General features: G+C 43.4%; 23 protein-coding genes and 2 tRNA genes. 15 read left to right on the top strand and 10 right to left on the bottom strand.

Annotated elements, in window-relative coordinates:
- Positions 1 to 42 precede the first annotated feature (42 nt).
- The 3 genes from I8J31_RS14280 to sthA all read left to right on the top strand — a co-directional run bounded on the left by I8J31_RS14280 (position 43) and on the right by sthA (position 2,767).
- Positions 43 to 1,053, top strand: a complete 1,011-nt coding sequence (locus I8J31_RS14280; protein WP_199469256.1) for an FAD:protein FMN transferase — start codon at positions 43 to 45, stop codon at positions 1,051 to 1,053.
- Between the two features lie 66 nt (positions 1,054 to 1,119).
- Positions 1,120 to 1,353 carry a (Na+)-NQR maturation NqrM gene (nqrM, locus tag I8J31_RS14275; protein WP_199469255.1) on the top strand — a complete coding sequence of 78 codons (234 nt, stop codon included), beginning with the start codon at positions 1,120 to 1,122 and terminating at the stop codon, positions 1,351 to 1,353.
- Between the two features lie 19 nt (positions 1,354 to 1,372).
- Positions 1,373 to 2,767: a Si-specific NAD(P)(+) transhydrogenase gene (gene sthA / locus I8J31_RS14270; RefSeq protein WP_199469254.1), complete on the top strand. Its 1,395-nt coding sequence runs from the start codon at positions 1,373 to 1,375 to the stop codon at positions 2,765 to 2,767.
- Positions 2,768 to 2,840: 73 nt separating this feature from the next.
- Here the strand turns inward: sthA and I8J31_RS14265 are convergent, their stop codons facing one another.
- Together I8J31_RS14265 and I8J31_RS14260 are read right to left on the bottom strand one after the other, a co-directional pair.
- Positions 2,841 to 3,392, bottom strand: coding sequence for a hypoxanthine-guanine phosphoribosyltransferase (locus tag I8J31_RS14265; protein WP_199469253.1), 552 nt, complete (start codon positions 3,390 to 3,392; stop codon positions 2,841 to 2,843).
- A 55-nt stretch (positions 3,393 to 3,447) separates the two neighbouring features.
- The gene (locus I8J31_RS14260) at positions 3,448 to 4,272 is read right to left on the bottom strand and encodes a YihY family inner membrane protein (RefSeq protein ID WP_199469252.1); all 825 of its coding nucleotides are present in this window, start codon (positions 4,270 to 4,272) and stop codon (positions 3,448 to 3,450) included.
- A gap of 349 nt (positions 4,273 to 4,621) precedes the next feature.
- Here I8J31_RS14260 and I8J31_RS14255 point away from each other — a divergent pair.
- From I8J31_RS14255 to I8J31_RS14220, 8 genes are all read left to right on the top strand, one after another.
- Positions 4,622 to 4,698: transfer RNA gene (locus I8J31_RS14255), tRNA-Arg, on the top strand.
- A 116-nt stretch (positions 4,699 to 4,814) separates the two neighbouring features.
- Positions 4,815 to 6,140 carry a trigger factor gene (gene tig / locus I8J31_RS14250; protein WP_199469251.1) on the top strand — a complete coding sequence of 442 codons (1,326 nt, stop codon included), beginning with the start codon at positions 4,815 to 4,817 and terminating at the stop codon, positions 6,138 to 6,140.
- Positions 6,141 to 6,214: 74 nt separating this feature from the next.
- A complete protein-coding gene (gene clpP, locus I8J31_RS14245) occupies positions 6,215 to 6,847 on the top strand; it encodes an ATP-dependent Clp endopeptidase proteolytic subunit ClpP (RefSeq protein ID WP_199469250.1) in 633 nt (210 codons plus the stop codon).
- 14 nt (positions 6,848 to 6,861) lie between these two features.
- The gene (gene clpX, locus I8J31_RS14240; RefSeq protein WP_199469249.1) at positions 6,862 to 8,142 is read left to right on the top strand and encodes an ATP-dependent protease ATP-binding subunit ClpX; all 1,281 of its coding nucleotides are present in this window, start codon (positions 6,862 to 6,864) and stop codon (positions 8,140 to 8,142) included.
- A gap of 212 nt (positions 8,143 to 8,354) precedes the next feature.
- Positions 8,355 to 10,748 carry an endopeptidase La gene (lon, locus tag I8J31_RS14235; protein ID WP_199469248.1) on the top strand — a complete coding sequence of 798 codons (2,394 nt, stop codon included), beginning with the start codon at positions 8,355 to 8,357 and terminating at the stop codon, positions 10,746 to 10,748.
- Between the two features lie 131 nt (positions 10,749 to 10,879).
- Positions 10,880 to 11,152: a non-specific DNA-binding protein Hbs gene (hbs, locus tag I8J31_RS14230; protein WP_012069435.1), complete on the top strand. Its 273-nt coding sequence runs from the start codon at positions 10,880 to 10,882 to the stop codon at positions 11,150 to 11,152.
- Between the two features lie 7 nt (positions 11,153 to 11,159).
- Positions 11,160 to 11,236: transfer RNA gene (locus tag I8J31_RS14225), tRNA-Asp, on the top strand.
- 67 nt (positions 11,237 to 11,303) lie between these two features.
- Positions 11,304 to 13,127 carry a SurA N-terminal domain-containing protein gene (locus I8J31_RS14220; RefSeq protein WP_199469247.1) on the top strand — a complete coding sequence of 608 codons (1,824 nt, stop codon included), beginning with the start codon at positions 11,304 to 11,306 and terminating at the stop codon, positions 13,125 to 13,127.
- 135 nt (positions 13,128 to 13,262) lie between these two features.
- On the opposite strand, the gene I8J31_RS14215 is transcribed toward I8J31_RS14220, so the two are convergent.
- Genes I8J31_RS14215 through I8J31_RS14185 form a run of 7 tightly spaced genes read right to left on the bottom strand, consistent with a single transcriptional unit; the run spans position 13,263 to position 21,102 of the window.
- The gene (locus I8J31_RS14215; protein ID WP_199469246.1) at positions 13,263 to 14,180 is read right to left on the bottom strand and encodes a Dyp-type peroxidase; all 918 of its coding nucleotides are present in this window, start codon (positions 14,178 to 14,180) and stop codon (positions 13,263 to 13,265) included.
- 35 nt (positions 14,181 to 14,215) lie between these two features.
- The gene (locus tag I8J31_RS14210) at positions 14,216 to 15,985 is read right to left on the bottom strand and encodes a BatD family protein (protein WP_233402789.1); all 1,770 of its coding nucleotides are present in this window, start codon (positions 15,983 to 15,985) and stop codon (positions 14,216 to 14,218) included.
- 47 nt (positions 15,986 to 16,032) lie between these two features.
- Positions 16,033 to 17,748 (bottom strand): vWA domain-containing protein, encoded by a 1,716-nt coding sequence (locus I8J31_RS14205; protein WP_199469244.1) that lies wholly within the window; start codon positions 17,746 to 17,748, stop codon positions 16,033 to 16,035.
- Positions 17,745 to 18,743, bottom strand: a complete 999-nt coding sequence (locus I8J31_RS14200; protein ID WP_199469243.1) for a vWA domain-containing protein — start codon at positions 18,741 to 18,743, stop codon at positions 17,745 to 17,747. The genes I8J31_RS14205 and I8J31_RS14200 overlap by 4 nt, the downstream gene beginning before the upstream one ends.
- On the bottom strand, positions 18,736 to 19,218 hold the full coding sequence (locus I8J31_RS14195; protein ID WP_199469242.1) for a DUF4381 domain-containing protein: 483 nt from the start codon (positions 19,216 to 19,218) through the stop codon (positions 18,736 to 18,738). Before I8J31_RS14195 ends, I8J31_RS14200 begins: the two co-directional genes overlap by 8 nt.
- The gene (locus I8J31_RS14190) at positions 19,218 to 20,129 is read right to left on the bottom strand and encodes a DUF58 domain-containing protein (protein WP_199469241.1); all 912 of its coding nucleotides are present in this window, start codon (positions 20,127 to 20,129) and stop codon (positions 19,218 to 19,220) included. The genes I8J31_RS14195 and I8J31_RS14190 overlap by 1 nt, the downstream gene beginning before the upstream one ends.
- A 4-nt stretch (positions 20,130 to 20,133) precedes the next feature.
- Positions 20,134 to 21,102 carry an AAA family ATPase gene (locus I8J31_RS14185; protein ID WP_199469240.1) on the bottom strand — a complete coding sequence of 323 codons (969 nt, stop codon included), beginning with the start codon at positions 21,100 to 21,102 and terminating at the stop codon, positions 20,134 to 20,136.
- 129 nt (positions 21,103 to 21,231) lie between these two features.
- Between I8J31_RS14185 and I8J31_RS14180 the strand changes: the two genes are divergently transcribed.
- Both I8J31_RS14180 and I8J31_RS14175 read left to right on the top strand, forming a co-directional pair.
- Positions 21,232 to 21,453 (top strand): DUF2835 domain-containing protein, encoded by a 222-nt coding sequence (locus tag I8J31_RS14180; protein ID WP_199469239.1) that lies wholly within the window; start codon positions 21,232 to 21,234, stop codon positions 21,451 to 21,453.
- Between the two features lie 36 nt (positions 21,454 to 21,489).
- Positions 21,490 to 22,530 carry a quinone-dependent dihydroorotate dehydrogenase gene (locus I8J31_RS14175; protein ID WP_199469238.1) on the top strand — a complete coding sequence of 347 codons (1,041 nt, stop codon included), beginning with the start codon at positions 21,490 to 21,492 and terminating at the stop codon, positions 22,528 to 22,530.
- A gap of 137 nt (positions 22,531 to 22,667) precedes the next feature.
- Here I8J31_RS14175 and rmf read toward each other — a convergent pair whose 3' ends face one another.
- Positions 22,668 to 22,877, bottom strand: a complete 210-nt coding sequence (gene rmf / locus I8J31_RS14170) for a ribosome modulation factor (RefSeq protein ID WP_199469237.1) — start codon at positions 22,875 to 22,877, stop codon at positions 22,668 to 22,670.
- A gap of 120 nt (positions 22,878 to 22,997) precedes the next feature.
- Between rmf and rlmKL the strand changes: the two genes are divergently transcribed.
- Together rlmKL and purU are read left to right on the top strand one after the other, a co-directional pair.
- Entirely contained in the window at positions 22,998 to 25,169 is a 2,172-nt protein-coding gene (gene rlmKL, locus I8J31_RS14165) for a bifunctional 23S rRNA (guanine(2069)-N(7))-methyltransferase RlmK/23S rRNA (guanine(2445)-N(2))-methyltransferase RlmL (protein ID WP_199469236.1), read from the top strand.
- Between the two features lie 51 nt (positions 25,170 to 25,220).
- Positions 25,221 to 26,078, top strand: coding sequence for a formyltetrahydrofolate deformylase (purU, locus tag I8J31_RS14160; protein ID WP_199469235.1), 858 nt, complete (start codon positions 25,221 to 25,223; stop codon positions 26,076 to 26,078).
- The last annotated feature ends 58 nt before the right edge of the window (positions 26,079 to 26,136 follow it).

Genomic DNA, 26,136 nt, shown 5'->3' with positions numbered 1-26,136 from the left:
AATTGGTGGGTCTTTATTTTGTCTATACTAAAAAGAATGTATATGCGTAAAAAAATACTATTTTCTACCTTGCTGCTTGTTGTTATTGCAGCTATTTATCGTTTTTCCGTTTTTACTCCTGAGTTGGTTGGCTTTTCTGGTCCAACAATGGGGACGACCTACACTGTAAAGTTCTATACCACGGAAGCGATTAAGCGTTCTCAAAATTTAAAAGATGAAGTTGATGCTGTTTTGGTGACAATCAATAAGTTGATGTCTACCTATGACTCAACTTCTGAGCTATCACGCTTTAATAAATTACCCTCTGGCGGTTCTGCTGATCTAAGTGAGGATATGGCCTATGTAATGGATAGGGCCTTGCTGATTAGTGAGATGAGTCAAGGGGAGTATGATGTCACTATTGGTCCTTTGGTAAATCTTTGGGGGTTTGGCCCGGGTAATAGAGAAGATAAGGTGCCAAGTCAGGATGCGATTGATGAGGCTAAGACTCGAGTTGGTTATCATTATTTAACATTGGATGGTCGTCATTTAACGAAACAAAAGAATGTTTATATAGATTTATCTTCTATCGCAAAAGGTTATGGCGTTGATAGGGTTGCCAAGACGTTAGAAGAAAATGGCATTGAGAGCTATTTGGTTGAAGTGGGTGGTGAGATTCGCTCTAAAGGCGTGAAACCAGACGGGTCTGCTTGGAAGGTTGCAATTGAAAGTCCTGCTGGTGGTCACACTATGGCTGAGCGTATTGTATCGGCTAAAGATATTGCGATAGCAACGTCAGGCGATTATAGAAATTATTTTGAGAAAAATGGTGTGCGTTACTCTCACACTATTAATCCTGTCACTGGGCGGCCGATTGCTCACCACTTGGTGTCTGTTACCGTGATAGATAAAACGACAACGATGGCGGACGGGTTAGCGACGGCAATTACTGTGCTGGGGCCTGATAAAGGGCTTGAGTTTGCCCAAAAAAATGGCATAGCCGCTTATCTGCTGGTGAAAACTGATTTCGGTTATGAAGAGCGTCCATCCGATGCTTTTAAACCCTACATGTAATAGGCAGTGTAATAGCTAGCTCAATAAATAAGCCTGTGAAATTACTACGCTTTTAGAGGAATGATTATGTTAACCGTTGTTTTAGTGTTTGCTTTTATGCTCTTGGTAGTCGCTGCGATGGCAGTTGGCGTCATAATGGGAAGAAAGCCTATTTCTGGCTCTTGTGGTGGTATGAGTGCTTTGGGTATGGAAGTGGCTTGTGATATCTGTGGCGGCGATAAAGGTAAATGTGAGAAAGAAACAAAAGAAGCGGCCGCAAAAAAGATGTCAGATAGTGAATTTTACGACGCATCAAAGTAATTAATTCTAAGGAGATATTATGACTACGAGACATTATGATGTCGTAGTGTTAGGTACCGGACCTGCGGGTGAGGGTGCGGCTATGAGTGCTGCAAAAGCAGGCAAAAAAGTCGCCGTTATTGAAGCAAGTTCGCAGGTTGGGGGGAGTTGTACGCACCTAGGTACCATTCCTTCGAAAGCGTTGCGTCATGCCGTTAAAGAGATCATCGTTTTTAATACTAACCCAATGTTTCGTGATATCGGTGAGCCTCGTTGGTTTTCATTTCCTAAGGTGTTAGACCGTGCTAATCGAGTGATTGATAAGCAGGTAATGGGGCGTACTGAATACTATGCGCGTAATAGAATTGATATTTATTTTGGTCGCGGCAAGTTCAAAGATGCGAACACGGTTGAAGTAAATACCTATGAACGCGGACCAGAATTACTGGTTGCCGATCAAGTGGTTATTGCTACGGGTTCTCGTCCTTACCGCCCGGTAAATATTGATTTCTCTCATCCTCGTATTTATTGCTCTGATACCATTTTAAGTTTAGGTCATACGCCACGCTCCTTGATTATTTATGGTGCGGGTGTTATCGGCTGTGAATATGCCTCAATCTTTTGTGGTCTTGGTGTCCGAGTTGAATTGATCAATCCAGCGAAGAAATTGTTGAGCTTCTTGGACGACGAAATCACTGATGCTTTAAGTTACCACTTGCGTGATGGTGGTGTATTAATTCGTCATAATGAGACGTTTGAGTCTGTTGAAACAACCGACCGTGGCGTTGTGATGCAGATGGCTTCTGGTAAGAAATTACGAGCTGATGCTCTATTGTTTTGTAATGGCCGCTCGGGCAATACGGATAACCTAGGTCTAGATGCCATTGGCTTGGATGTGAATAGCCGTGGTCAGGTTGCGGTTAACGATACTTACCAGACGCAAGTCGAGAATGTTTATGCTGCCGGAGATGTGATTGGTTGGCCTAGTTTGGCGAGTGCGGCTTATGACCAAGGTCGTGCCGCTGCAGCGAATATGATGGGGGTGCCGGGTGGTGAATTTATTAATGAAGTGCCAACAGGTATCTATACTATTCCTGAGATCAGTTCTGTGGGCAAAACCGAGGCAGAATTAACCGCCGAAAAAGTGCCTTATGAAGTAGGTCGTGCTTTCTTTAAGAACACAGCGCGCGCACAGATTACTGGTGAAGATGTAGGTATGTTGAAAATACTTTTCCATCGAGAGTCTTTGGAATTGTTGGGGATTCATTGCTTTGGAGACCAGGCATCAGAGATTGTACATATCGGCCAAGCGATTATGAAGCAGCCGGGTGAGCAGAATACGCTGAAGTACTTTATTAATACGACCTTTAACTACCCGACCATGGCGGAAGCCTACCGGGTGGCAGCTTTGAATGGTATTAACCGAGTCTTCTAGTTTTTTATAGGATTCAAAAAAAAGCGCCTGTTTGGCGCTTTTTTCGTTTCTCATGAGCTGTGCTGAATAAGCTTTAGCTGTCTTTAATAGCGTATACACCTTTTAGGTTTCTGAAAAAGCCGTTGTAGTCCATACCGTAACCAAATAGGAAGCGGTCTTCAGCGTCGACGCCAATATAATCTGGCATCATGTCTACTTTTCTGTCGTGTAGTTTGTTGATGACAGTGGCTGTTGAAACGCTCTTGGTTTCTTGTCCCTCTAGCCAATGGATAATGGCCTGAAGCGTATAGCCTTGATCAAATATATCGTCAATCACCAGAATGTCTCTGTCTTTCAGGCTGGATTGCGGGTAGCTCAACCATTTAAGTAAGGCGCCTTCTGTCGCCATGCCATAGCGAGTTGCATGGATGTAGTCTAGCTCAAGCGGGAAGTTTAAGCGTTCTAATAGGCCTGCGGTAGGTATGAGTCCACCGTTCATTACACAAAGAACAAGCGGGCGTTTTTCGCCTAAGTCTTTAGTAATTTGTGTTGCCATTTTATCAAGGGCTTCATTGATCTGAGCCTCATTAATTAAGCAATCAGCTTCACTTAAAGTTTTGTTGAGGTCATTGATTGAGTTTGTCATGGTGTACCTTGATTGTAGATGATAGAACGGATTTTACATGAATATATGGAAGCTGCTAAGGCTTAATTCTGTGTAATGAAGCGCATAGGCAAATGGAGGCTAGTATGATTAACCAGGTGGTTTGTAGCCAAATAAGAAAAATGGGGACGGCGGCAAAGGCTCCGTAAATAACCTGATAGTTTGAAAAAAATTGGGCAAATGAGCTGAAAATTCCATTAAGAATAAAAAGCCCAAGGCTGCCAGATAGGGCTGCTATGGAGGCCCATTTTATTGAGACATCAGCATTAGGGGTTAGAAAGTTTAGTGTTAGTAACATTAGGAAATAGAGAATAACAGAGCCTAGTTCTAGTAAAGCATTGATGAAATAGTTGGTTTCTATTTTTCCTATTTGCATTGAAATTAAGGTGCCGTATAGGCTAAGAGATGCGGCAAAAATAATAGGTCCTAGTGTTAAAATTGCCCAGTAGGTGAGAAGTCTTTCTCTGATTTTTCTAGGTGTTTTTATTTGCCAGATGGATTGTACGCTGCTTTCAAAACTGTTTAACAGCAACAAAGCGGTAACAAAGAGGGCAAGTAAACCTGCTAATGGTAGATTTTTTGCTTGTTCAGAGAACTGGATAAAATAAGGCAGTATGATATCGCTAGAGCCGGGTGCTAGGTGTACTTCTATAAACTGAAATAGCTGAGCTTGCATATTCTTGAGTGTGGGGGTGAAGCTGAGAATGCCAAGAATAATCGTGATAATGGGAACGGCTGCTAGCAGACTTGAGAGTGTTAACTGGGCGGCTTTTTGTGAGAGATTGCTGCTTTTAAAGCTAGTAAGAGTGAGGTGTCCGTAGCGTTTGATGATTAGATTGATGGATGTGAAACGCTCAAACATGATAATGGGGCAGCTTTTGTGTAAAAAAGAAGTTGCTAGAATACCATAAGAGAGTGTTGATTATTAAGGGTTGTGAGTGCTTTTGTGTCAAATGCACAAATATGATGCAAGATGCTTCATCGTGGCGCGTTCAGCTTGTTTTTTTTGATCATTGCTTATATCATTTATCCCGTTCCTTTTGTGATTTTTGTACCGGATAGTTAGTAAAAGCATTCGTTGCTTCTATTTTCGGTTCCTTGGTGGCAATAAGTCATTTTAGCCCAGTTTAACTGGGCTTTTTTATGTCTATTGGTTGACGATTGATAATCCATCCCTATAATAGCCCACCACATGAAATGTAATGAGTATTGCGCCTGTAGCTCAGTTGGATAGAGCATCCGCCTTCTAAGCGGACGGTCAGGGGTTCGAATCCCTTCAGGCGTACCATTTCAGCCCATTACTTTATACGTTTTAATTTAGGTTTTGTTGGCTGTAATCGGATACGGGTCGTGCTTTTCACGACGACGTCAACAAATAAAGCAAGTTTCCCGAGAGGAAGATTTATGCAAGTTTCTGTAGAGACAACGTCTCCAATCGAGCGCGTTCTAACAATTAGTGTTCCAGCTGCTCGTATTGAAGAGAAAGTAAGTTCTGAAGTGGCTAAAACCGCAAAGACTGTTCGTATTGATGGTTTCCGTAAAGGTAAAGTGCCTGTTAGTCTTGTAAAAAAACGCTACGGCCAAGGCATTCGCATGGATGTTGTTGAGCAAACGATGCGTGATGCTTATGTTGAGGCGATCCAAAAAGAATCTATTCAGCCTGCTGGCATGCCTTCCATTGAACCTAAGAACTTCGACGAAGGGGCTGATCTAGAGTTTGTTGTTAAGGTAGAGGTTTATCCTGAAGTTACTTTGGCTGATAACGCGACGATTCAAGTCGAGCGTGTTGTGTCAGAAGTAACGGATGCTGACCTTGATACTATGTTAGAAACCTTGCGTAAACAGAATGCTGATTGGTCTGCTGTTGAGCGTGCATCTGTAGATGGCGATCAAGTTACTATCGACTTCGTTGGTTACCTAGGTGATGAAGCCTTTGAAGGTGGTTCAGCTGAAGGTCATAAATTAGTTCTTGGTTCTAATACTATGATTCCAGGCTTTGAGTCTGGCATTGTTGGTGCTAAGGCTGGCGAAGAGCGTACAATCGCTGTTACTTTCCCAGACGATTATCAAGCTGAAAACCTGAAAGGGAAAGAGGCTAGCTTCAAAATTACAGTGTCTGAAGTTGCCGAGCAAATTCTTCCAGAAATTGACGATGCTTTTGTTGAGAAATTTGGTCTAGAAGAAGGGACAGTTGATGCTTTGCGTGTAGAAGTGCGCAAGAATATGGAGCGTGAGCTTAATCAAGCGGTTAAGGCTAAGCTTAAGACGGCTTTGTTTGATGGTTTGTCATCTATCAACGAAGTGGAAGTTCCTTCTGCCTTGATTGATCAAGAAGTAGATGCTTTGCGTAAGCAAGCAGCTCAACAATTTGGTGGGGAAGGTTTTGATGCTTCTCAATTACCTGCTGAACTATTTCAAGACGAAGCAAAAAAACGCGCTAAACTTGGTTTGTTGATCTCTGAAGTGATTAAGCAAGAAGAGTTGAAAGTGGATGATGACCGTGTACGTGCCTTCCTAGAAGACATGGCTCAAGCGTATCAAGAACCACAGCAAGTGGTTGAATACTACTTGAAGAACAAAGAGCAACTAGCGCAGGTGCAATCTGCTGTACTTGAAGAGCAAGTTGTTGATAAACTGCTAGAATCTGCTCAAGTTACGGAAGTAACTTTGGGATATGAAGATGCTATCAAGCCAAATGCCCAAGCTGAAGAAGCTGGGGAAGAAGCATAAGACTCATCTTATCTTTTTAAATAGGCCGACATAGCTAATGCTATGTCGGCTTTTTTTGCTTTAAGGAATGCAATATGAATTTGACGAACCCAACTACTGGTCCTGTTGCGATTACGAGTAATGGACTTGTTCCAATGGTTATTGAGCAAACGGCTCGTGGCGAGAGATCTTTTGATATCTATTCGCGTTTGCTTAAGGAACGAGTGATTTTCTTGGTTGGTCAAGTCGAGGATCACATGGCTAATCTAGTGGTCGCTCAGTTATTATTTTTAGAGTCAGAAAATCCTGATAAAGATATACACTTGTATATTAATTCCCCCGGTGGCTCAGTTACAGCGGGTATGTCTATTTATGACACCATGCAGTTTATTAAGCCTGATGTTAGTACTATGTGTATTGGTCAAGCAGCGAGCATGGGAGCCTTGTTATTAACGGCTGGTGCGGCTGGTAAACGTTATTGCTTGCCTAATTCACGGGTTATGATTCATCAGCCTCTAGGTGGTTATCAGGGGCAAGCTTCTGATATTGAAATTCATACACGTGAAATTTTAAGTATCAAGCATAAGCTTAATGAGATTATTTCTTTCCATACTGGTAAGGACATTGAGCAGGTAGCTATTGATACGGATCGTGATAATTTCATGAATCCAGAATCAGCAAAAGACTATGGCTTAATTGATGATATTTTACAGAAACGTGAAGTTTAAAAAGGGTGGATTAAATGTCGGATGATAATTTTAGCCGTGGCGACCACTCTGATCGACTATTGTATTGTTCTTTTTGTGGAAAGAGTCAAGACGAAGTTAAGAAGCTGATTGCAGGGCCTTCTGTTTATATCTGTAATGAGTGTGTGGATCTGTGTAATAACATTATTACACAAGAGCTTTCTCAGGCTGGTGCAGAAGGTGATGTTGAAGATGATTTGCCAACACCATCTAAATTAAGTGCTTCTCTTGATGACTATGTAATAGGTCAGGATAAAGCTAAGCGTGTTTTGGCTGTGGCGGTTTATAACCATTACAAGCGTTTGCGCCATCAAGGTAAAACTGATACCAGCATTGAACTTGGTAAAAGTAATATCTTACTGATTGGTCCAACGGGTAGTGGTAAAACATTGCTTGCGCAGACTTTGGCTCGTGTTTTGGATGTGCCTTTTACGATTGCTGATGCGACGACACTAACCGAAGCAGGTTATGTGGGGGAAGATGTAGAGAACATCATTCAGAAGCTTTTACAAAATTGTGACTATGATGTGGATAAAGCGCAGCGCGGTATTGTTTATATCGATGAGATAGATAAAATTTCAAGAAAGTCTGATAACCCTTCGATTACCCGTGATGTATCGGGTGAGGGTGTGCAGCAGGCTTTATTGAAATTAATTGAAGGCACGGTTGCTTCTGTGCCTCCTCAAGGCGGACGTAAGCACCCTCAGCAAGAGTTTTTGCAAGTAGATACTTCAAACATTCTGTTTATCTGTGGCGGGGCATTTGCAGGTCTTGAGCGCGTTATTAGTGAAAGAACAGAAAAGAGCAGTATTGGTTTTTCAGCAAAAGTGAAAAGCAAAGATGAAGGGCGATCCTTCTCTGAAGCGGTACACCGTGTTGAAACTGAGGACTTGGTTAAATTTGGTCTGATTCCTGAATTTGTAGGCCGCTTGCCGGTGGTGGCGACGCTTTCAGAATTGGATGAAGAAGCGCTGATGACCATTTTGAGTCAGCCGAAGAATGCGCTTACTAAGCAGTATCAGCACTTGTTTGAGCTGGAAGGTGTTGAGTTGGAGTTTACCGACGAATCACTGCGTGAAGCTGCGAAGTTGGCGCTAGAGCGTAAGACGGGTGCTCGAGGGTTACGTAGTATTTTAGAGTCTGCTTTACTGGATTGTATGTATGACCTTCCAACGCGTAATGATGTAACTAAAGTGGTGATGGATGCGTCTTCTATTAGAGGTGAATCACCACCATTGATGGTATTGGAAAAAGAAGAGTTGGCTAAAAAAGGCTGATTTTACTGTTATCTGTCTATGAGGCCGAAATTGAGTATTAGTGACTTAATTTCGGCCTTTTTATTATAAAATTGTATATAAAACACTAACTAGACTAAATTCAAAGTACTGCTACGCTTGTAATTTTTGGGTTAGTCCTTATCTCTTTCCTAATCAAAGTTGAAATATAAAGTGCGCTTTTTCTTTTATGCGCCCAGATTGGAAAAAAATCTATGTCAGAATCTTTGCTCCTTCCAATGCTGCCACTTCGTGATGTGGTGGTATATCCTCATATGGTATTGCCCTTGTTTGTGGGTCGAGCCAAATCTATCGCGGCTCTAGAGTCGGCAATGGAAAATGATAAATATGTCTTTTTAGTGGCTCAGCAAGATGCTTCTAAGGATGATCCGCAATTGGCGGATTTATATTCTATTGGTACAACGGCCAAGGTGATGCAATTGCTTCGCCTCCCTGATGGGACTGTTAAAGTCTTGGTTGAAGGGGGAAGCCGAGCTCGTCTTGAGTCAATGGAAGATGCTGATGGCTTTGTGCTAGGTAAAGTTGTTGAAGTGGAGGCGGAGGGTGAAAACCAAGAAGAGCATAGTGTTATTCGTCATGCCTTGCTTAAACAATTAGATGAGTATGTTGCTGGTAGTAAGCGTATTCCTGCTGAAGTCGTCACCTCGGTTAAATCGATAGATGATTTGTCTAAGCTGATTGATAGTATTACGGGGCATATGAGCCTTAAGCTTGAAGATAAGCAGAAAGTGCTAGAAATAGAGTCTTTGACTGGGCGTGGCGAATATCTGATGGGCTTGATGGATGGCGAGCTAGATATAGCGCATTTAGAAAAAAGCATTCGTAGTCGTGTTAAGAAGCAAATGGAAAAAAGCCAGCGTGAGTATTATTTGAATGAGCAAATGAAAGCCATTCAAAAAGAACTGGGTGATATGGAAGATGGCGGCAACGAATTGGATATGCTGCAAGAAAAAATTACTGAATCAGGTATGTCTGTTGAGGCGACGGAGAAAGCAGAAGCTGAATTGAAAAAGCTGCGCATGATGTCTCCTATGTCGGCTGAAGCAACTGTGGTTCGTGGTTATATTGATTGGTTGATTTCTCTGCCTTGGAAAAAACGCAGCAAAGTACGTAACGACCTAGCTTATGCTGAAAAAATTCTTAACCAAGATCACTATGGCTTGCAGGATGTGAAAGAACGCATTTTAGAGTTCTTGGCTGTTCAGCAGCGAGTGAAAAAGGTAAAAGGGCCCGTGCTTTGCCTAGTTGGGCCTCCAGGTGTTGGTAAAACCTCTCTAGGGCAATCAATCGCGAAAGCGGTGAATCGTAAATACGTTCGTATGTCCCTAGGTGGAGTGCGAGATGAGGCTGAAATTCGAGGCCATCGCCGTACTTATATTGGTTCAATGCCGGGTAAACTGCTGCAGAAACTTGCCAAAGTGAAGGTTAGAAACCCGCTTTTCTTGCTCGATGAAATTGACAAAATGGGCATGGACCAGCGTGGTGATCCAGCGTCAGCTTTGTTAGAAGTACTTGACCCAGAGCAAAACCACACCTTTAACGATCATTACCTTGAAGTGGATTATGATCTTTCGGACGTGATGTTCATCTGTACCTCTAATAGCATGAATATTCCGGGGCCATTGTTGGATCGTATGGAAGTGATTCGGATTCCTGGTTATACCGAAGATGAAAAACTCAATATTGCTAAGCGTTACTTGCTACCGAAACAAATAAAATTATCGGGTTTGAAGGAGCAAGAAATTCAGGTCTCGGACGATGCGCTGATGGATGTTATTCGCTATTACACTAAGGAAGCTGGTGTTCGTGGGTTAGAAAGAGAGTTGAGTAAAATTTGTCGTCGTGTCGTTAAACAGCAAGCACTAAGTAAAGAAAGTGTAAAGAAAGCGGTTGAAGTGGCCAGTGCGAATCTCGAAGAATTTTCTGGCGTGCACAAATTTAGTTACGGTAAAGCAGAAGAAAAAAATCAGATTGGGCAAGTTACTGGTTTGGCTTGGACTTCTGTCGGCGGAGAGTTGCTCACCATAGAGGCGGCGGGCGTTCCGGGTAAGGGGCGTCATGTAAAAACCGGCTCTTTGGGGGATGTGATGCAAGAATCTATTCAGGCAGCTCTGACCGTTGTACGGAGTCGGGCGGCTGGCTTGGGAATTGAAGAAGATTTTCATGAAAAAATTGACCTGCATTTGCATGTTCCAGAAGGGGCGACACCGAAGGATGGGCCAAGTGCTGGGGTTGCTATGTGCGTTGCTATCGTCTCGGTGCTTGCAAAAATTCCTGTAAGGGCGTCTGTGGCGATGACTGGGGAGATTACGCTGCGTGGGGAGGTGCTACCTATAGGTGGGCTTAAAGAGAAGCTTCTCGCGGCTCACAGGGGGGGTATCAAGACCGTTATTATCCCGCAAGAAAATGCACGAGATTTAAAAGAAATACCGGATAATATCAAAGCGGATATTCAAGTTGTTCCTGTAAAATGGATTGACGAAGTGCTGGATATTGCTTTGGAGTACATTCCTTCACCAAAAAAGGTAAAAACCTTACCTTCGAAGGAAAAAACTGTTGATGAACAAGAGTCTGTGAGTCATCATTAAGTTAGATACTGTGTTGACAGGAAGTAGTACAGGCTTGTATAACTTCTTGCTCGGCCTTGTCGGTAGGCTTTTATACAGTGCCGAAATGTTACTAAAGGAACCATGAAAAAAAAATACTGAAGGGGTAAAACGTGAACAAATCTGAATTGATTGATGCTATTGCTGCGTCTGCGGACCTATCTAAAGCTTCTGCAAGCAACGCACTTGACGCTACACTAAAAGCAATTGAAGCGGCTTTGGCAAAAGGTGACCAAGTTACATTGGTAGGTTTTGGTACTTTTGCAGTAAAAGAGCGTGCGGCGCGTACAGGCCGTAATCCTCAAACTGGTGAGGAAATCCAAATTAAAGCAGCGAAGGTTCCTGGCTTTAAAGCCGGCAAAGGTCTTAAAGACGCTGTAAACTAATGCATGTGGAGCAGTAGTTCAGTTGGTTAGAATACCTGCCTGTCACGCAGGGGGTCGCGGGTTCGAGTCCCGTCTGTTCCGCCATTAGACACAAAAGGTGTATTCCAAGCGGAATGCACCTTTTTTATTTAAACTCATTATGGAGGCAGTAATGCTCCAAGATATAAGAGATAAGTCACAAGGTATTGTGGTAAAGATCATCGTTGGTTTTATCGTCGTGACTTTTGCTCTATTTGGCGTCGATGCCTTAGTAGGCAGTTTTAATTCTTCTGATACCGTCGCTGAAGTAGATGGTACTGATATTACGCGAACTCAAATGTTGCAAGGGGCAGAAACTCAGCGCCGCCAGTTAATATCTATGATGGGGGGGCAAGTTGATCCCGCGTTATTAGAAGATAATTTATTACAGCGTCGAGCACTGGATGAGCTTATTCAACGCGCTATTTTATTTAATCAGGCAACAGGCTTAGAGCTTGGTGTTTCTGATGCTCAAGTAAACGCTTATTTGTTACAGGCTGAGCAATTTAAGACAGAGGGTCAGTTTGATCAGGATAAGTACCTGAACTTTATACGTTCGCTTGGTTTTACGCCTTTAGCGTTTAAGCAACGTATTAAGCAAGATGTTTTGATTCAGCAACCACGTAATGCGATTGCTGGTTCTGAGTTTGTTTTGCCATATCAAATTAAGGATGTGGCGCAACTTCAGTCACAACAACGAACTTATGATTATGTGACCTTGTCTTTGGCTGACGAAGCTGAGAATACCAATGTTACAGATGACGAGTTAAGCGCATATTATGAAGCGAATAAAGAAGGCTTTAAAACACCAGAACAAGTTAAGGTGGATTATGTCGTTATTTCTTCTACTGATTTTAAAAATAAAGTCAGTGTGACAGATGCTGAATTACAGGACGCTTATCAAGCTTCTCTTGCCGATGTGCCGCAAGAAGAAAGGCAGGCTTCACATATTCTGATTGATACTACTAGTCGCTCAGAAGAAGAGGCGCAGGCGCGTATCGATGAAGTCAAAGCGAAATTAGCAGCAGGCCAAACATTTTCTGATCTATCTGCTGAATATTCTGATGATATTGGTTCTAAGAATGATGGCGGTAGTCTAGGTTATATTGCCAAAGGGGCAATGGACAAAGATTTTGAAGATGCTCTATTTGCTATGCAAAAAGGTGAAGTACAAACGGTTAAAACTCAATATGGTTTTCATCTCGTTGAGCTGAATGATATTGCAAAAGCGGATGTGCCAAGTTTTGAGTCTAAAAAAGCTGAATTAGAACAAAGCCTGTCGGTCGCTAAAGAGCGTGATGCTTTATTGAGTGCCCATGAGGATATTACCGATTTGGCCTACGCAAGCGACAAGCTAGAACCGTTAGCGAAAGAATACGGTGTAGATGTTCTGCAAAGTGCTTATTTTGGCCGTGACGGTGGCTCAGATGATGTCACAAGCAATGCAGCAGCCATTGCTGCCGCATTTTCTGCCGCTGTGCTTGAAGATGGCCAAAACAGTGACCTGATTGAGTTAAGTGATGATCAGGTAGTTGTATTGCGTTTGAAAGATCATAAAGCAGAAGCGGTTCAGTCTTATGATGAGGTCAAAGACAAGGTAACTTCTGCGGTTGTGCAAGAAAAAGCATTAGAGTCACTGAAAGTTAAAGCGGAAGCTGCTAAGAGTGCCGTGAATACTAAATGGACTTCTGTTGCTCTTGCTAAGCGTGGTCAGGATGAATTGACTTCTTTGGCATTCACGTTACCGCATCCAGAAGGGCAGCCAGTGGTTGAGGTGAAGAGCCTTACTAATGGTGACTTGGCGGTGATTAAGTTGAATGACGTGGTTGCTAGTTCTGAAGAGGTTCCAGAAGAGCAGAAACTGGCGTATGAACGTTACTTGAATCAAACTCAAACGAGTCTGAGTACTCAGTCGCAACTGGATTTACTGAAGGGTAAAGCAGAAATTCAGCGTTAGGTTATAGGCTGCTTTCTAAACATAGGGAGTGGATTTAACAAAATTATTCTACTCTAAAATAAAAAGACCACTCAAACATTGAGTGGTCTTTTTTTTACGCCGATTTATCCAATAATAGCTTTTTGAACGAATGATTTATTGAGCTAATGAGGTTAGCCAGTGGTTAGAAGGGGCAAAGAAGGCTTGTCCTGTTTTTGCTCTGGTGTACTTCATTATGTGATCAGTATTACCGTCTTGATCGCCTTTTATCATGCTTTCAAGCATAAGGTTAAAAATAACCGGTGTTTTACTGTAGCTGGCAAACATTAAACCTTTTTCTGTCATTGAGGCATAAGGCATACTATGGCGGAGTATTTCCATAGACTGACCATTTTCATCTTTCAGTGAGGTTCGCTTAGTATGGGCGTGGGCGGACTTTTCCGTAGCAGGGTATTCCTCGTTGGCGTATTTTGTTCGGCCATAAGTGTCCTCTTGAGTTTTTAGATCCTCTGCTTCCCATTTATTTAAGTCATGAATAAAACGCATTAAGTTAAAATAAGAACCATCTTGGAAGTTTGTGTCTTCATTTCCTACTAGCGCAACGTTTTTGCGGTTATCTCCTTCAGGGTTCTCTGTGCCATCAACAAAGCCAGTTAAATCTCTGTTGTCTAAGTATTGAAAACAACTGATTTCTTCTACCAGTGAAACGCTTGATTTTAGTGTGTCATATAGAGCGTTAGATAGCTGGTAGGTCACATCGCGTCGTGAAGATCGAATGTGCAGTACGAGATCGACATCGGTGGGCTTTACTTCAAATTCAGCGCCCTTTATATGAGGGAAGGTAGTGAGATGAATAGGCCGTTTGTGATCTAAATGATCCCAGAGTTGGCTGCTAATGCCAACTACAGCGTGAGGATCTGCATTAGGGAATTGCTGTTGAAACTGTATTACCCGTTCAGGGTAGGTCGCTAGGGCGGCTTTGACTTTATCAATTTGAGATAAATTAACATTGAATGTAATAAAAAGGGCATCACTTGACGCTTCTGCAATAATGCCAGATTGAAATGCTACCATGATGATTGTCTTTTCCTTAGTATGCGTTGCTGTTTTTAAAAGTTAGGGTAGAGGCTCTTTAACTGACTTTCTTGAGTTTGTTTTGCCTCTCCCGTTGAATACTCTTCCAATGCATCAGCAAGAGCGTCTCCCTGCCACTGGTGGCTAGTATTATTGGAATACATCATTAACTCGGCTTCCATTAGTAGCTGAGTGATGAGTACTGAGGAGGAAAGGCGTTTTATATCATCAATTGTGCGTATTTCGCTGTCACCCCATCTATGGCGTGCCCATTCTAAAAGGTGAGAGCGCAATTGTGTTAAATCACTGTTTCGACAGCAGGCTATTAGGTTTCTGTAGGCGCTTTTTTCATCTGATGAACTTAACGGAGCAAACTCTTGTAAGGTTGGAACCGCTTCTTCTGTAGGTGTTTGCTGTTTCCTTTTGAACCAAATAAAAGTCCAACTAGCAAGCATGGCAGCTGAGACAATGAGCAAGCCAAAAATAGTATAGTCACGCCATGAAAAGCCAGAGTTTTTATGACTTAGTGCCACATCAATGGATTTTGGCGTATCCACATTGTTAGTGTCTTCTAGCTGTTTTTTAGCCAGAGAAATAGGGGCTACAGAGCGCGTTTGTGGTGGTAGCGGTTCACTGAGTTTTTTATTTTCGGTGGTTTCATTGGATAATTTTGAGCCCATAGGTAAGGGGGCAATATCAAGGCCTTTAGTCTTGGCGCTTACTGTATGAACAGCGCGTTTGTTTGTATTCCAATAGGTGATGCTGACATCAGGTAGAGAAATAACGCCCTTATCTGTCGGAACCACTTCGACACTGATGACTTGCTTGCCAGTGACACCGTTGATGGTTTTTTGACTACTAAATTGTGCTGGCTTTGGATAAAGCTTATAGGATCGGGTGCTATTAAAATCCAATGGTGGGATTTGCTCAGGTAAGGCGCCTTTTGCATCAATATTTATGGTCCAGATTAAAGTGTCGCCCACTCTAGGTTTGTCTGAGGTTTTAGTGAGTGCAGTGGAGATAGAGACTTGTTTGCTGGGTAGCCAGGTATCCGTTGGGTAGCTGGCTGGAATCGGGAGCACTTGCAGATTAATTGCTTCACTTTGTACCTTGATCATTCTTCTGCCAGTAGAAGTATTGATCATCGCCTGTAAGGTTTGTGGTGGGATAGACAATTCACCACTACGTTGTGGAAACACTAAATAGTCGCGTATTAATACTTGATATTGGGTGCCATTGACGGTTTGGTAATCCATCTGGTCATCAGTGAGTCGCTCAATGACAAGATCTGGATGAGTGGGAACCGAGCGATTGGCATTTTGTAAGGTCACTGAGGTATAGAGTTTGACGCTTAATACGACTTCTTGTTGTAGGTAGGGGTTGAGCTCGGACACCGATATTTTAACTATGACAGGAGGGTTGCCGTTGGCATCGAGTAATTGAGGTGAGTTTTTCACAATTAATTTAAGAGGCTGTGATTGATGATCACCAATTTTAATTGGGGGGATCTCAAAGGTGCCGACAGACTTAGGCATCAGGGATACGACCCAATAGCTTAAAGCCTTATTGGTACCTAAATTAAAGCTGAATTGACTGGTTTGGCTTTTTCCTAGCACCTCAAAATCTCTTTGCAAAGAGCTTAAATCTGGCCCATCTCCCGTATTGGTAAAATCTGCTCGTAGAGTGAGTTGGACGACTTCATTTTCTGTCGTGGTTGTTTTGTCCAGAGAAGCACTAACGGTATCTGCATAGACTGATGTGGGTAGCAGGGTGAATAGCAAGGCCAGCATGAGTATAAAAAGCAAAGGATAAAATTTATCCTTTTGTTTTAGAAAAAAGAAATAGTGCTTTGCTACCATGGGTTTAGCCCATCCTCTTGCTTATATCGGTTTTCATTACGTCGCTCTTGGTGTAGATACCAGAGCTTACGCTGAAGAAGTAATCCTGGGTCATCCTGAATTTGTCTAAGCCACTGGTTTAGAGCTTGCTTATCTTCTTTTTGCTTTTGCGCTTCTTCAAGTGATGGTTGTTTGTCTTGATCGCCATCTTCTTCATTATCCTCAGACGCTTTCTTGTTGTCTTGTTTTTCGTTCTTTTTATTATCTTTTTTTGAGTCAGGTTGCTGGTTTTGATCTTTCTTATCGTTCGCTGATGGTTGGTTTTGCTTTTGACCTTGTTGGCTATCTTGTTTTTTGTTGTCGGACTGACGTTTTTGCTGCTGTTTTTCTTGTTGCTTTAGATAGTCTAGATTGTCCTTTGCTTCCTTGAAAGAAGGATCTTGCTCTAATGCTTTCTCGTAGGCTTGCATGGCTTCTCGTGTTTTGCCGGCTAAGGCTAGGGCGTTACCGAGATTGTAATTTGCTGCCGCGTTACGATCGATTTTTTCAAGGGATGCTATCGTCTCTGGATAGTTCTTTAGGGCATATGAGGAAGCGGCTTTCCATTCTGGTAGCTGAAAGAGTTCATCGGCTTGTTGCCAGTTGCCTTGATCGACAGCCTGTTGTGCTTTTTGGTCTTGAGTCATAAACCAATCAAGTGGGGACGCCATGAGTTTTTGCGAAGGCAAGGTAAAAATACCGAGCAGTAGCAGCATCAAGGCGCCTTTTCTGAACTGTAAGGCAAGCCATAATAAGAAGGGTAAAGCAAACCAATGGCCCTGTTCTGTCCAATTAATGCTCTTATTATCAGCCTGCTGTGTTTGCTTGTTATCACGTTTTTTGTTGGTAATGCTGGCAACTTCTTGGCGGCTTAGTCTGCCTTGATAAAAGTTCCCGCCAAGCTTATCGGTTAGCTCCTCAAGTGCTTCTAATGGGGTATTTGGAATAACATTTTTACCATTTTGTTTAAGAATCCGGCCATCCGGAAGTTTTATGAAAGCGCCTTTTGGGGTGCCGATGGCAATAAGGTCGAGTTTGATGTTTTTATCTGCTAGCAGCGCTGAAATTTGTTGTTGGTCTTTGTCATCCAAACTGTCGGTTAAGACAATAAGGTGCATTGGAGCAGAACTATCTTGATTAAGAGATAGCGCGGATTTTATGCCGCTGGTTAGATTGCTGCCGTACACGGGCATGATGATAGGTTCTAGCGCCAGTAGAAAGTGAGTAATGGTTTCTCTATCTTGGCTAAAGGGGCTTATAACAAAGGCTTCCCCGGCAAAAGCGACTAAAGCAATATCCCCTTCTTTGCTTTGTTGCAGAATATCCCTGATTGATTGTTTTAATTGAGTTTGTCTATTTGGCTTGATGTCCGTAGCGTACATAGACAGTGACTGGTCGACGACGAAGACTGTTTTACTGGTATTTTCAAACATGGTGGTTGGCGCTTTCGTCCAACTAATGCCCGCCAAGCCGAGCCAGCAGAGTAGGATGGTGACAACACCTAACCATGAATGGGAAGAGGCTTGCTCGTTCTTATAGTTCAAATGAACGAGCAGTTTTTCATCAACCACTGTGTTGAGGGCGTTTTTTGTTGACCCTGTTGTGCGAGTGAAGATAACTACTAAGAGGGTGAGTGGTATAAAAATAAGCCAATAGGGGCGTGCAAAATGAATCAGCTCAAAGAGAGTCATAGACTTCTCCTTAAGCGCCAGCTAATTTGTCCACTGGATAATAGGGCTAGTCCAAACAATAAGATGGAAGCTAGGCCAAGCCAGTGAAAAAAACTGGTTTTAGGCCGTTGCCAGACTTCCTGTGAAGGGGTGGGTTCTAGGGTATCCAATAGGCTGTATATATTTCTCAAATCTTCTGTACTGCGAGCTCGAAAATATTGTCCGCCTGTTTGATCGGCGATGTCTTGAAGCAGGGCCTCATCGAGGTCACTGGATGGGTTGACGGTTTTAGGGCCAAAAAAACCTTGTACTTCCATGCTATCTGCGCCAACACCTATGGTGTAAGTTTTTACCCCTTGTGATGCCGCAAAAGCGGCCGCCTGTTTAGGTTGTACGCGCCCAGCGGTATTGGCTCCGTCTGTCATTAATATTAGGACTTTTTTGTCCGAGGGTTTGTCTTCTAACATCTTTATGCCGAGCCCAATGGCATCGCCAATGGCGGTTTGCTCTCCCGCAAAGCCGATCTGAGCTTCTTGGACTAGTTGATTAATGGTGGCAGTGTCAAAGCTTAGTGGTGCCTGTAGGTAAGCTTTTGAACCAAATACAATGATACCAACCCGGTCTCCTCGGCGTTCTTGAATAAAGTCAGCTAATACTGATTTTGCGGCCTCTAGGCGATTGGCTATTTGGCTATTTAATTCCATGTCTTTGATTTGCATACTACCAGATAGATCGAGAGCGATTAACAGGTCGCGTCCTGATGGGGCAACTCTTGTTGGTTCACCGAGCCAAAAAGGACGGGCAATAGCGAAAACCAAGAGTACCCAAGCTAAGGCTAATAGTAAGGGAGTAAGGTATGAGTGATGAGCGACACTTTTCATGTCTTGATGATGGACTAATAGTTCGGTGTTAGACCACCAAATAGCATCGCCTTTGGGTTTGGTTTTTGGCAGAAAATAAATGAAAAAAGGCAGAGGTAACAGAATAAGAAACCAAGGCCAAGTGAGATCAAGCATGATGTTTCCTTATCCAATAACGTGTGACGTTGAGGATGTGTTGTCTTTGTTCTACCGACAGTTTGATACGGTTGCGGTAGGGGCCACTGATAAAGTTATGGCTTAGTGTCGAAAATTGATATTTGGCCGTTGTTTTTTCATCTAACTCAAGCACTAGTGCCTCAGTGGGTAATGCCGCAAGTTGGCGCTTTCCTTCACTGATGAGGCAACGGCGAATCATTTCATGGCAGAGCATGATGCAATCCTTATCGGATAAATCAGCTACTGTATCCTTCAGTATTTGTAAGGCTTCTCGTCGGTAAGCCCGTTTTCTATGGCGTTGCCAGAGTAAAGCTATGCCTGTTAGTAACAGCAATATCAAGAAGGCTAATACTAACCATGTCCACCAAACAGGTGGCCACATGGCAACAGCCTCGGGCAGCATATAAGCTTTGTGCGGTAACTCGATACTGGTTGGTGGTACTTGGGTAGGCATTAGTGCAACGCTCCTTGAGCTAGCAAGTAACGGGCAATTTTTTCAGGGGACTCGGTGAGATCAAACATCTGATGGCGTACGCCTAAAGACGTGAGTTTTTGGCGCATTTTGGTGTTTTGTGCGAAAAACTCTATTTTGGCTTGCTCCATACTGCGTTTACTAACATTCACCAGTTTGGAGCCTTGGCTATCTGCAAATTGATATTGGCCCGAGGGTAAATTAAAGGCGTTGCTGTCGATAATTTGTATCCAATGTACTTGATTGTGTTTGGCAAGTCGCATTAAGGCGAGTTCTTCTTTGTCATCCCAAGTTTGCTTGTCCGTCATGATGATCACATCTTTATTGTGTGCTTTCGCGGTCACAATAGAGTTCGACCATACACTGGATGAGCGAGCGTATTTCTGCCGATGGGCAGGCTTTGAGGCTTCTTTAAGTTGATTTAACAGGCTTGGCAGTGTGCCATGTTTATTGCTTGCTTGATCTTCTGTGCCATAGGTTAATCGATAAGATAAAGTATCGCCCTGTTGTTCTGAGCGCCAAGCAATGAGCCCTGCGAGTTGTATAAAGCGAGTAGAAATAAAGGTATGGCGTGTACCAAAGTAGGCGCCGTTGGAGAGGTCAAGTAATAAGACACGCTGGTGTTCATTTTCTTGCGCATAAATTCGAGTGTGTGCTTGCCCTGTTCGCGCAGTAACACGCCAGTCAATATGTCGAAGCTCGTCACTGGCCTGATAAAGACGCAGCTCCAACATCTCCATACCGTGTCCTTTCTGGCGTGAGCGACGCTCACCACTATGGGAAGCAAAGCGCATCGCCTTGGGGGCACGACCTAGGTATTTGGCATAGTGAGCCAATAGCGCTAAATGTGCTTCATCAAGCTCTGGGGAGTCGGGTGATAGTAAAGGGCTCATTCTTCTAGAGTGCCGGTACGTGGCTGATTAATCGGCTAAGCAAATCATCGGTAGATAAACCAGAAGCTTGTGCTTCAAAGGAAGTGATCACTCGATGACGCAATACGGGCAGGGCGATTTGTCTAACATCATCTGGTGTAACAAAGTCTCTACCGTTAAGTAAGGCATTGGCGCGTGCGCAACGATCAAGGGCTAAGGTTGCCCTAGGGCTGGCACCGAATTCGATTAGGTTGCTATTCGTTGTCGCGTCATCTAAGTAACGTTCAGGGTGTCTTGTCGCCATCACCAGCTGAACGATATAGTGCTCGACGGATTCAGACATATACAAAGCAAGCGCTTTTTGTTGCAGGTCAAGAATGTCATCGGCTTTGCATAGAGGTTGTGGTTTGCTCTGTTGGGTTTTGTGAAGGTCTTGTTGCCTAACCAATCTCAATACTTCCAATTCGCTTTCGGCGCTTGGGTAGCCAAGGTTGATCTTCATTATAAAGCGATCAAGTTGGGCTTCTGGTAAAGGATAAGTGCCTTCTTGCTCGATCGGGTTTTGAGTAGCGATAACAAAAAATAAAGCGGGTAGGGCATAGCTGTTATTGCCGACAGTAACCTGTTTTTCGCCCATAGCTTCAAGCAGGGCCGATTGTACTTTGGCGGGGGCACGGTTAATTTCATCGGCCAGCACAATGTCATTCATAATTGGGCCAGGGATAAAACTAAACTGCCCTGTTTCTTGCTGATAGATGTCGGAACCTGTGACATCGCCGGGCAATAAGTCTGGAGTGAACTGAATACGTTGGAAGTGACCATCGATGGCATTCGCTAAGGCTTTTGCTGCGGTGGTTTTGGCAATACCTGGTGGGCCTTCGAGCAGTACATGACCATTGGCAATTAAAGCGACGAGCAGTTCATGGGTTAAATCAGGTTGGCCAATGATGGCGCGATTTAGGTGGTCTTTTAATCGGTCAATTAGAGTTTCCATTGAACCTAGGTTCCTTATACTTCTGTCAAAAAATGTAGCGAGGCAATATAATAGCCATCATCTTATCGAATTCAAATCTTTACGCACAGGGCGAACGTTGTAAGGGTAACGTAAGCATAGGAACGAAAAATGGCAAAACTTGTATTAAATGTGGCCTTGCCTGCATTTAAATATGAAGCAATGTATGCTGGCACAGCGAAAAAATTGGTCGCAACGAGTCTGGATGGACGTAAAGTGCAACTGCCTCTGAGTGCTTTTCAGCGTTTTGTGACTCATCAAGGCATATACGGTTTTTTTGAAGTAGAATTTGATGAAAAGAATAAATTGGTTGGCGTAACGCAGGTCTCATAAAACGTCCACCCTCTGATATGTTTAGGAAGCTCATTTATGTACAACTTAGCTCGTTCGTTACTCTTTAAATTGGACCCTGAAGTATCCCATGATGTGTCGTTGGATCTTTTGGCCGCAAGTAGTCGATTGGGCTTGAATAAGTTGCTGGGTAGTTTGCCTTCGACGAAACCTATAGACGTGATGGGTCTACAATTCCCTAATGCGGTTGGTTTAGCGGCTGGTCTAGATAAAAATGCCGATGCTTTTGAAGCGCTCGGATCATTAGGTTTTGGCTTTGTAGAAGTCGGAACCGTGACACCAAAAGGGCAGTCTGGTAATCCTAAACCGCGCCTTTTTCGTTTGCCTGAACATGAAGCCATTATTAATCGCATGGGCTTTAATAATAAAGGCGTCGACCATTTAGTTTCTCGCATTAAGTCTCGTCGCTATGATGGTGTTCTTGGGGTGAATATAGGTAAAAATTTGACGACCTCAGTGGAAGATGCCGCGGCGGATTATTTGGCTTGTTTAACTCAGGTTATTCCTTATGCGGATTACATTACCGCTAATATCAGTTCTCCCAATACACCGGGGCTGCGTAGTTTACAATTTGGAGACAGTTTGGCTCAGCTCATCGCACCGTTGGCGCAAGCAAGAGACCGTTATGAAGCGGAACATGGTAAACGTGTTCCTCTGGCGGTGAAGATAGCCCCAGATATGACAGACGATGAAATTAAATTAGTTGCCGATACGCTGGTAGCACAGGGTGTTGATGGTATCATTGCTACCAACACAACCTTGTCTCGTGATGCTGTGGTGGGTCATCCGTTAGAAAACGAAGCGGGTGGCTTGAGTGGTGCTCCCGTTCGTGATGCCTCAACCCATGTGGTACGTGTTTTAGCGGAACATTTGAAAGAGACCTTGCCAATTATTGGCGTGGGAGGAATTTCAAGTGGGGCAGATGCGGTTGAGAAGCTGCAAGCTGGCGCGAGGTTGGTACAAATTTATTCTGGGTTTATTTATCATGGACCAGAGTTAATTAAAGAAGCGGTGGCGAGTACAGATGCTTATTACCGTGAACTTGAGTTAGGAATATAAGCGCCGCTGTCTATTTGGATGGCGTCGTAAATAAGGCGGGATTGGATCCCGCCTTATTTATTTTACCTTGTTATTAACAGGGCTTATTTAGGGAAAGTTCCCCAGAAACTGAATGTTAAGAGTCGAAACAAAAAAGGTTAATGTGTCAGGCTAAAAGTTTTGTGGGTGCCTTCTATTGGAGTCATGCCGTCCCACATGTCTTTGCGGCCTTCTCGCCATCCTGCAAGCCAATCCAGGCGAGCATGTTCTTGGCATTGCACAGACAGACCTTTTGAACGGCCATCCATTCCAGCGCGATAGCCGCGGATGTAGGCACGATGATGAAGATTTCTTTTTTGCTTCTTCATGAATTTTTTCCTCTTCGTTCTTTTTGATGTCGAGCTTTAATTAATAGTTGAGAAGCGAAGAATTGTCTAAAAACACTTTGCTCTAACACTTCCATAGAAATTTAAAAAAAGTAATTAAAAATGAGCACAATATTACCAACCACGGATGCTGAAAATCCGCTTTATGATTTAGAGATAACTTGTCCTTTAGGGCTAGAGAATGTTTTGGAAGCGGAGCTGCATGGTGAAGGCTTGACTAATACTCGCTTTGGGGAAGGGCAAATCAAGTTAACCACGGACTTAGAAGGCATTTATAAAGTGTGCCTTTGGTCTCGTGTTGCGACTCGTGTAATGTTGCCGATTGCGAATTTCAAAATTGATTCTGCCGACGAACTTTATGATGGCGTGAAAGCGATTCAGTGGTCTGACCATATGTCAGCAAACGATACTATCGCTATAGATTGCCATGGTACTAACCATCATATTCGCAATACCCAATTTGGTGCCGTACGCGCTAAAGATGCGATTGCCGACTATTTTGTCGGCTTGTCTGGTGAGCGTCCTAATGTGCAAAAAGAGCAACCAGATGTACGTATTGCCTTGCGCATTAAGCGTGAAGTGGTCACGGTAAGTATCGATTTATCAGGCGAAAGTATGCATCGTCGAGGCTATCGTCAACAGGGCAGTATGGCACCACTGAAAGAAAACCTCGCGGCAGGCCTATTACTGCGTGCTGGTTGGGGAAGAGAGTGTGGTTTGACGCAATTGATCGACCCTATGTGTGGTTCAGGTACCTTTTTGGTAGAAGCCGCGATGATGTCTTTGGATATGGCTCCGGGGCTTGGCCGACAATACTGGGGCTTTAAAGGCTGGAAACAGCATGACCATCGCATGTGGCAACAGTTGATGGATTTTGCCAAAAACCGTAAAAAAGACCCTGTTGAACTAGGCTTGCGCTTTCAAGGAACGGATCGTGATCAGAGAGCGATTGCCGCGTCCCGTGAAAGCATCAAACGGGCAGGCTTGGTCGGTGTGATTGATGTGACCATGATCTCTTTCCAAGAGCATGAATTTGACATCAACTCAGAATTACCCGGTTTGGTGATTTGTAACCCACCTTATGGTGAGCGGATTGGTGATGAAATGGCTTTGATCGCCTTGTATGGTCAATTAGGTGAGTGGGTTGTCAATAACGTGCGCGGTTGGCAGTTTATGATGCTAACCAGCAATGAGCATTTGGCTCGTCAAATTCCGGTACGACCAGAAAAAAGCACCCGTGTTATTAACGGTGGCATTGAGTGTCGGGCTTATCTTTTTCCTTTGACAGCACGCAACATTAAAGAAGATGTTGTCGCGCAATCGGCGATGACACCGGGTGCGCAGATGTTTGCTAATCGCCTGCAAAAAAACGCCAAAAAAATGCGCAAATGGGTCGAAAAAAATAAGATCCAGTGTTACCGCGTATACGATGCCGACATGCCGGAATATGCAGTGGCGATTGATATTTATAAAGATTGGGCCCATGTACAGGAATACCAAGCGCCAAAAAGTGTTGATCCAGAAAAAGCCAAGCAGCGTTTGTTTGAAGTGATGTCTGCGATTCCAACGGCGTTAAACATTGCCGAATCGAATGTGATCTTGAAGCAGCGCCAGAGACAATCTGGTAAAGAGCAATATGAGAAGCTGGATCAGTCCAAACACGAAATGATAGTGGAAGAGTACGGCTGTGATTTCATTGTCAACCTGAAAGACTATTTAGACACAGGTTTGTTTTTGGATCACCGGCCAGTGCGCAAACTGATTCAAGATAAAGCCAATGGTAAGCGCTTCTTAAACCTCTTTTGTTATACGGCGACGGCATCCGTTCATGCGGGTCAAGGTGGCGCGCGTAGCTCATTGAGTGTGGATATGTCGAATACTTATACCGACTGGGCGCGTCGTAATATTGAACTGAATGAGTTTTCTGAGCTTCATCATCAGGTAGAGCGGGCTGATTGCATTGAATGGTTAAAGCAAAGTCGTGATGTATTTGATTTGATCTTTATGGATCCACCTACTTTCTCCAATTCGAAAAAAATGGCCGATGTATTAGATATACAGCGAGACCATGGGGAGTTACTGCGTCTGGCCATGGCCAGGTTAGCAAAGGGGGGAGAGTTGATCTTCTCTAATAATTATCGCCGCTTTATTTTGGATGCGGATTTAGAGCAAGAGTTTGAGGTGAAAAACATCACGAATGAGACGTTTGACCCGGACTTTGATCGTAATAGCAAAATTCACCAGTGTTATGTGATTAAGCATAAAAACAGCTGATTCACTTTCATTTTTAGAAAGTATTTTTAAAAAGGTTTATGAGTTTTTAATATGAAAAAGACATTTCGACTTGTTATTAGTTGTCCCGACAGAGTGGGGTTAGTTGCAGCAGTTAGTCAGTTTTTGAATGAACGTCAAGGCTCGATTATTGAAGCCAGCCATCATACAGATATTGAGCAAAAATGGTTCTTTATGCGTCATGAGATTGATGCCGACAGTCTTAATATTGATGTGGAGACCTTTCGTGAGGAGTTCGCACCGATTGCCGAAGAATTTAATATGCGTTGGTATGTTAAAGACAGCGAAGACCGCCCGAAGGTTATCTTGATGGCGACGAAAGAATCTCATTGTTTAAATGACATTATGCATCGTTGGCATACGGGGGAGTTAAACTGTGAAATCGTTGGTGTGATTGCGAACCATGAAGAACTACGTTCTATGGTGGAGTGGTATAAAATTCCTTACCATTGTATTCCTGTGCCAAAAGAAAATAAGATGTCAGCCTTCCAAAAAATTGAAGCCTGTATCGATGACGCGCAGGCAGATACGATTGTTTTAGCGCGTTATATGCAGATCTTTCCTGAATACCTTTGTGAAAAATACCGCCACAGAGTCATTAATATACACCATAGCTTTCTGCCTTCTTTTATAGGGGCTAAACCGTACCATCAAGCCGCTGTACGTGGTGTTAAATTGATCGGGGCAACCTGCCATTATGTAACCGCAGATTTAGATGCTGGCCCTATTATTGAGCAAGATGTGATTCGTGTACGCCATAGTCACTCTGCCGAAGATATGGTTCGTCTAGGTAAAGATATTGAAAAGTTGGTGCTTTCTCGCGGTCTACGTTATCACCTAGAAGATAGGGTGTTAGTGCATGGCAACAAAACGGTCGTCTTTGCTGAGTAATTTTATCGATTGTGTTGTCTATAGAAGGGAAGGCTTGGCCTTCCTTTTTTATTTTTTG

It is taken from the genome of Marinomonas transparens (assembly GCF_016463975.1).
Taxonomy (GTDB): Bacteria; Pseudomonadota; Gammaproteobacteria; order Pseudomonadales; family Marinomonadaceae; genus Marinomonas; species Marinomonas transparens.
Note: the sequence above shows the minus strand (reverse complement) of the source record. Positions and strands in the feature narration are given on the sequence as shown.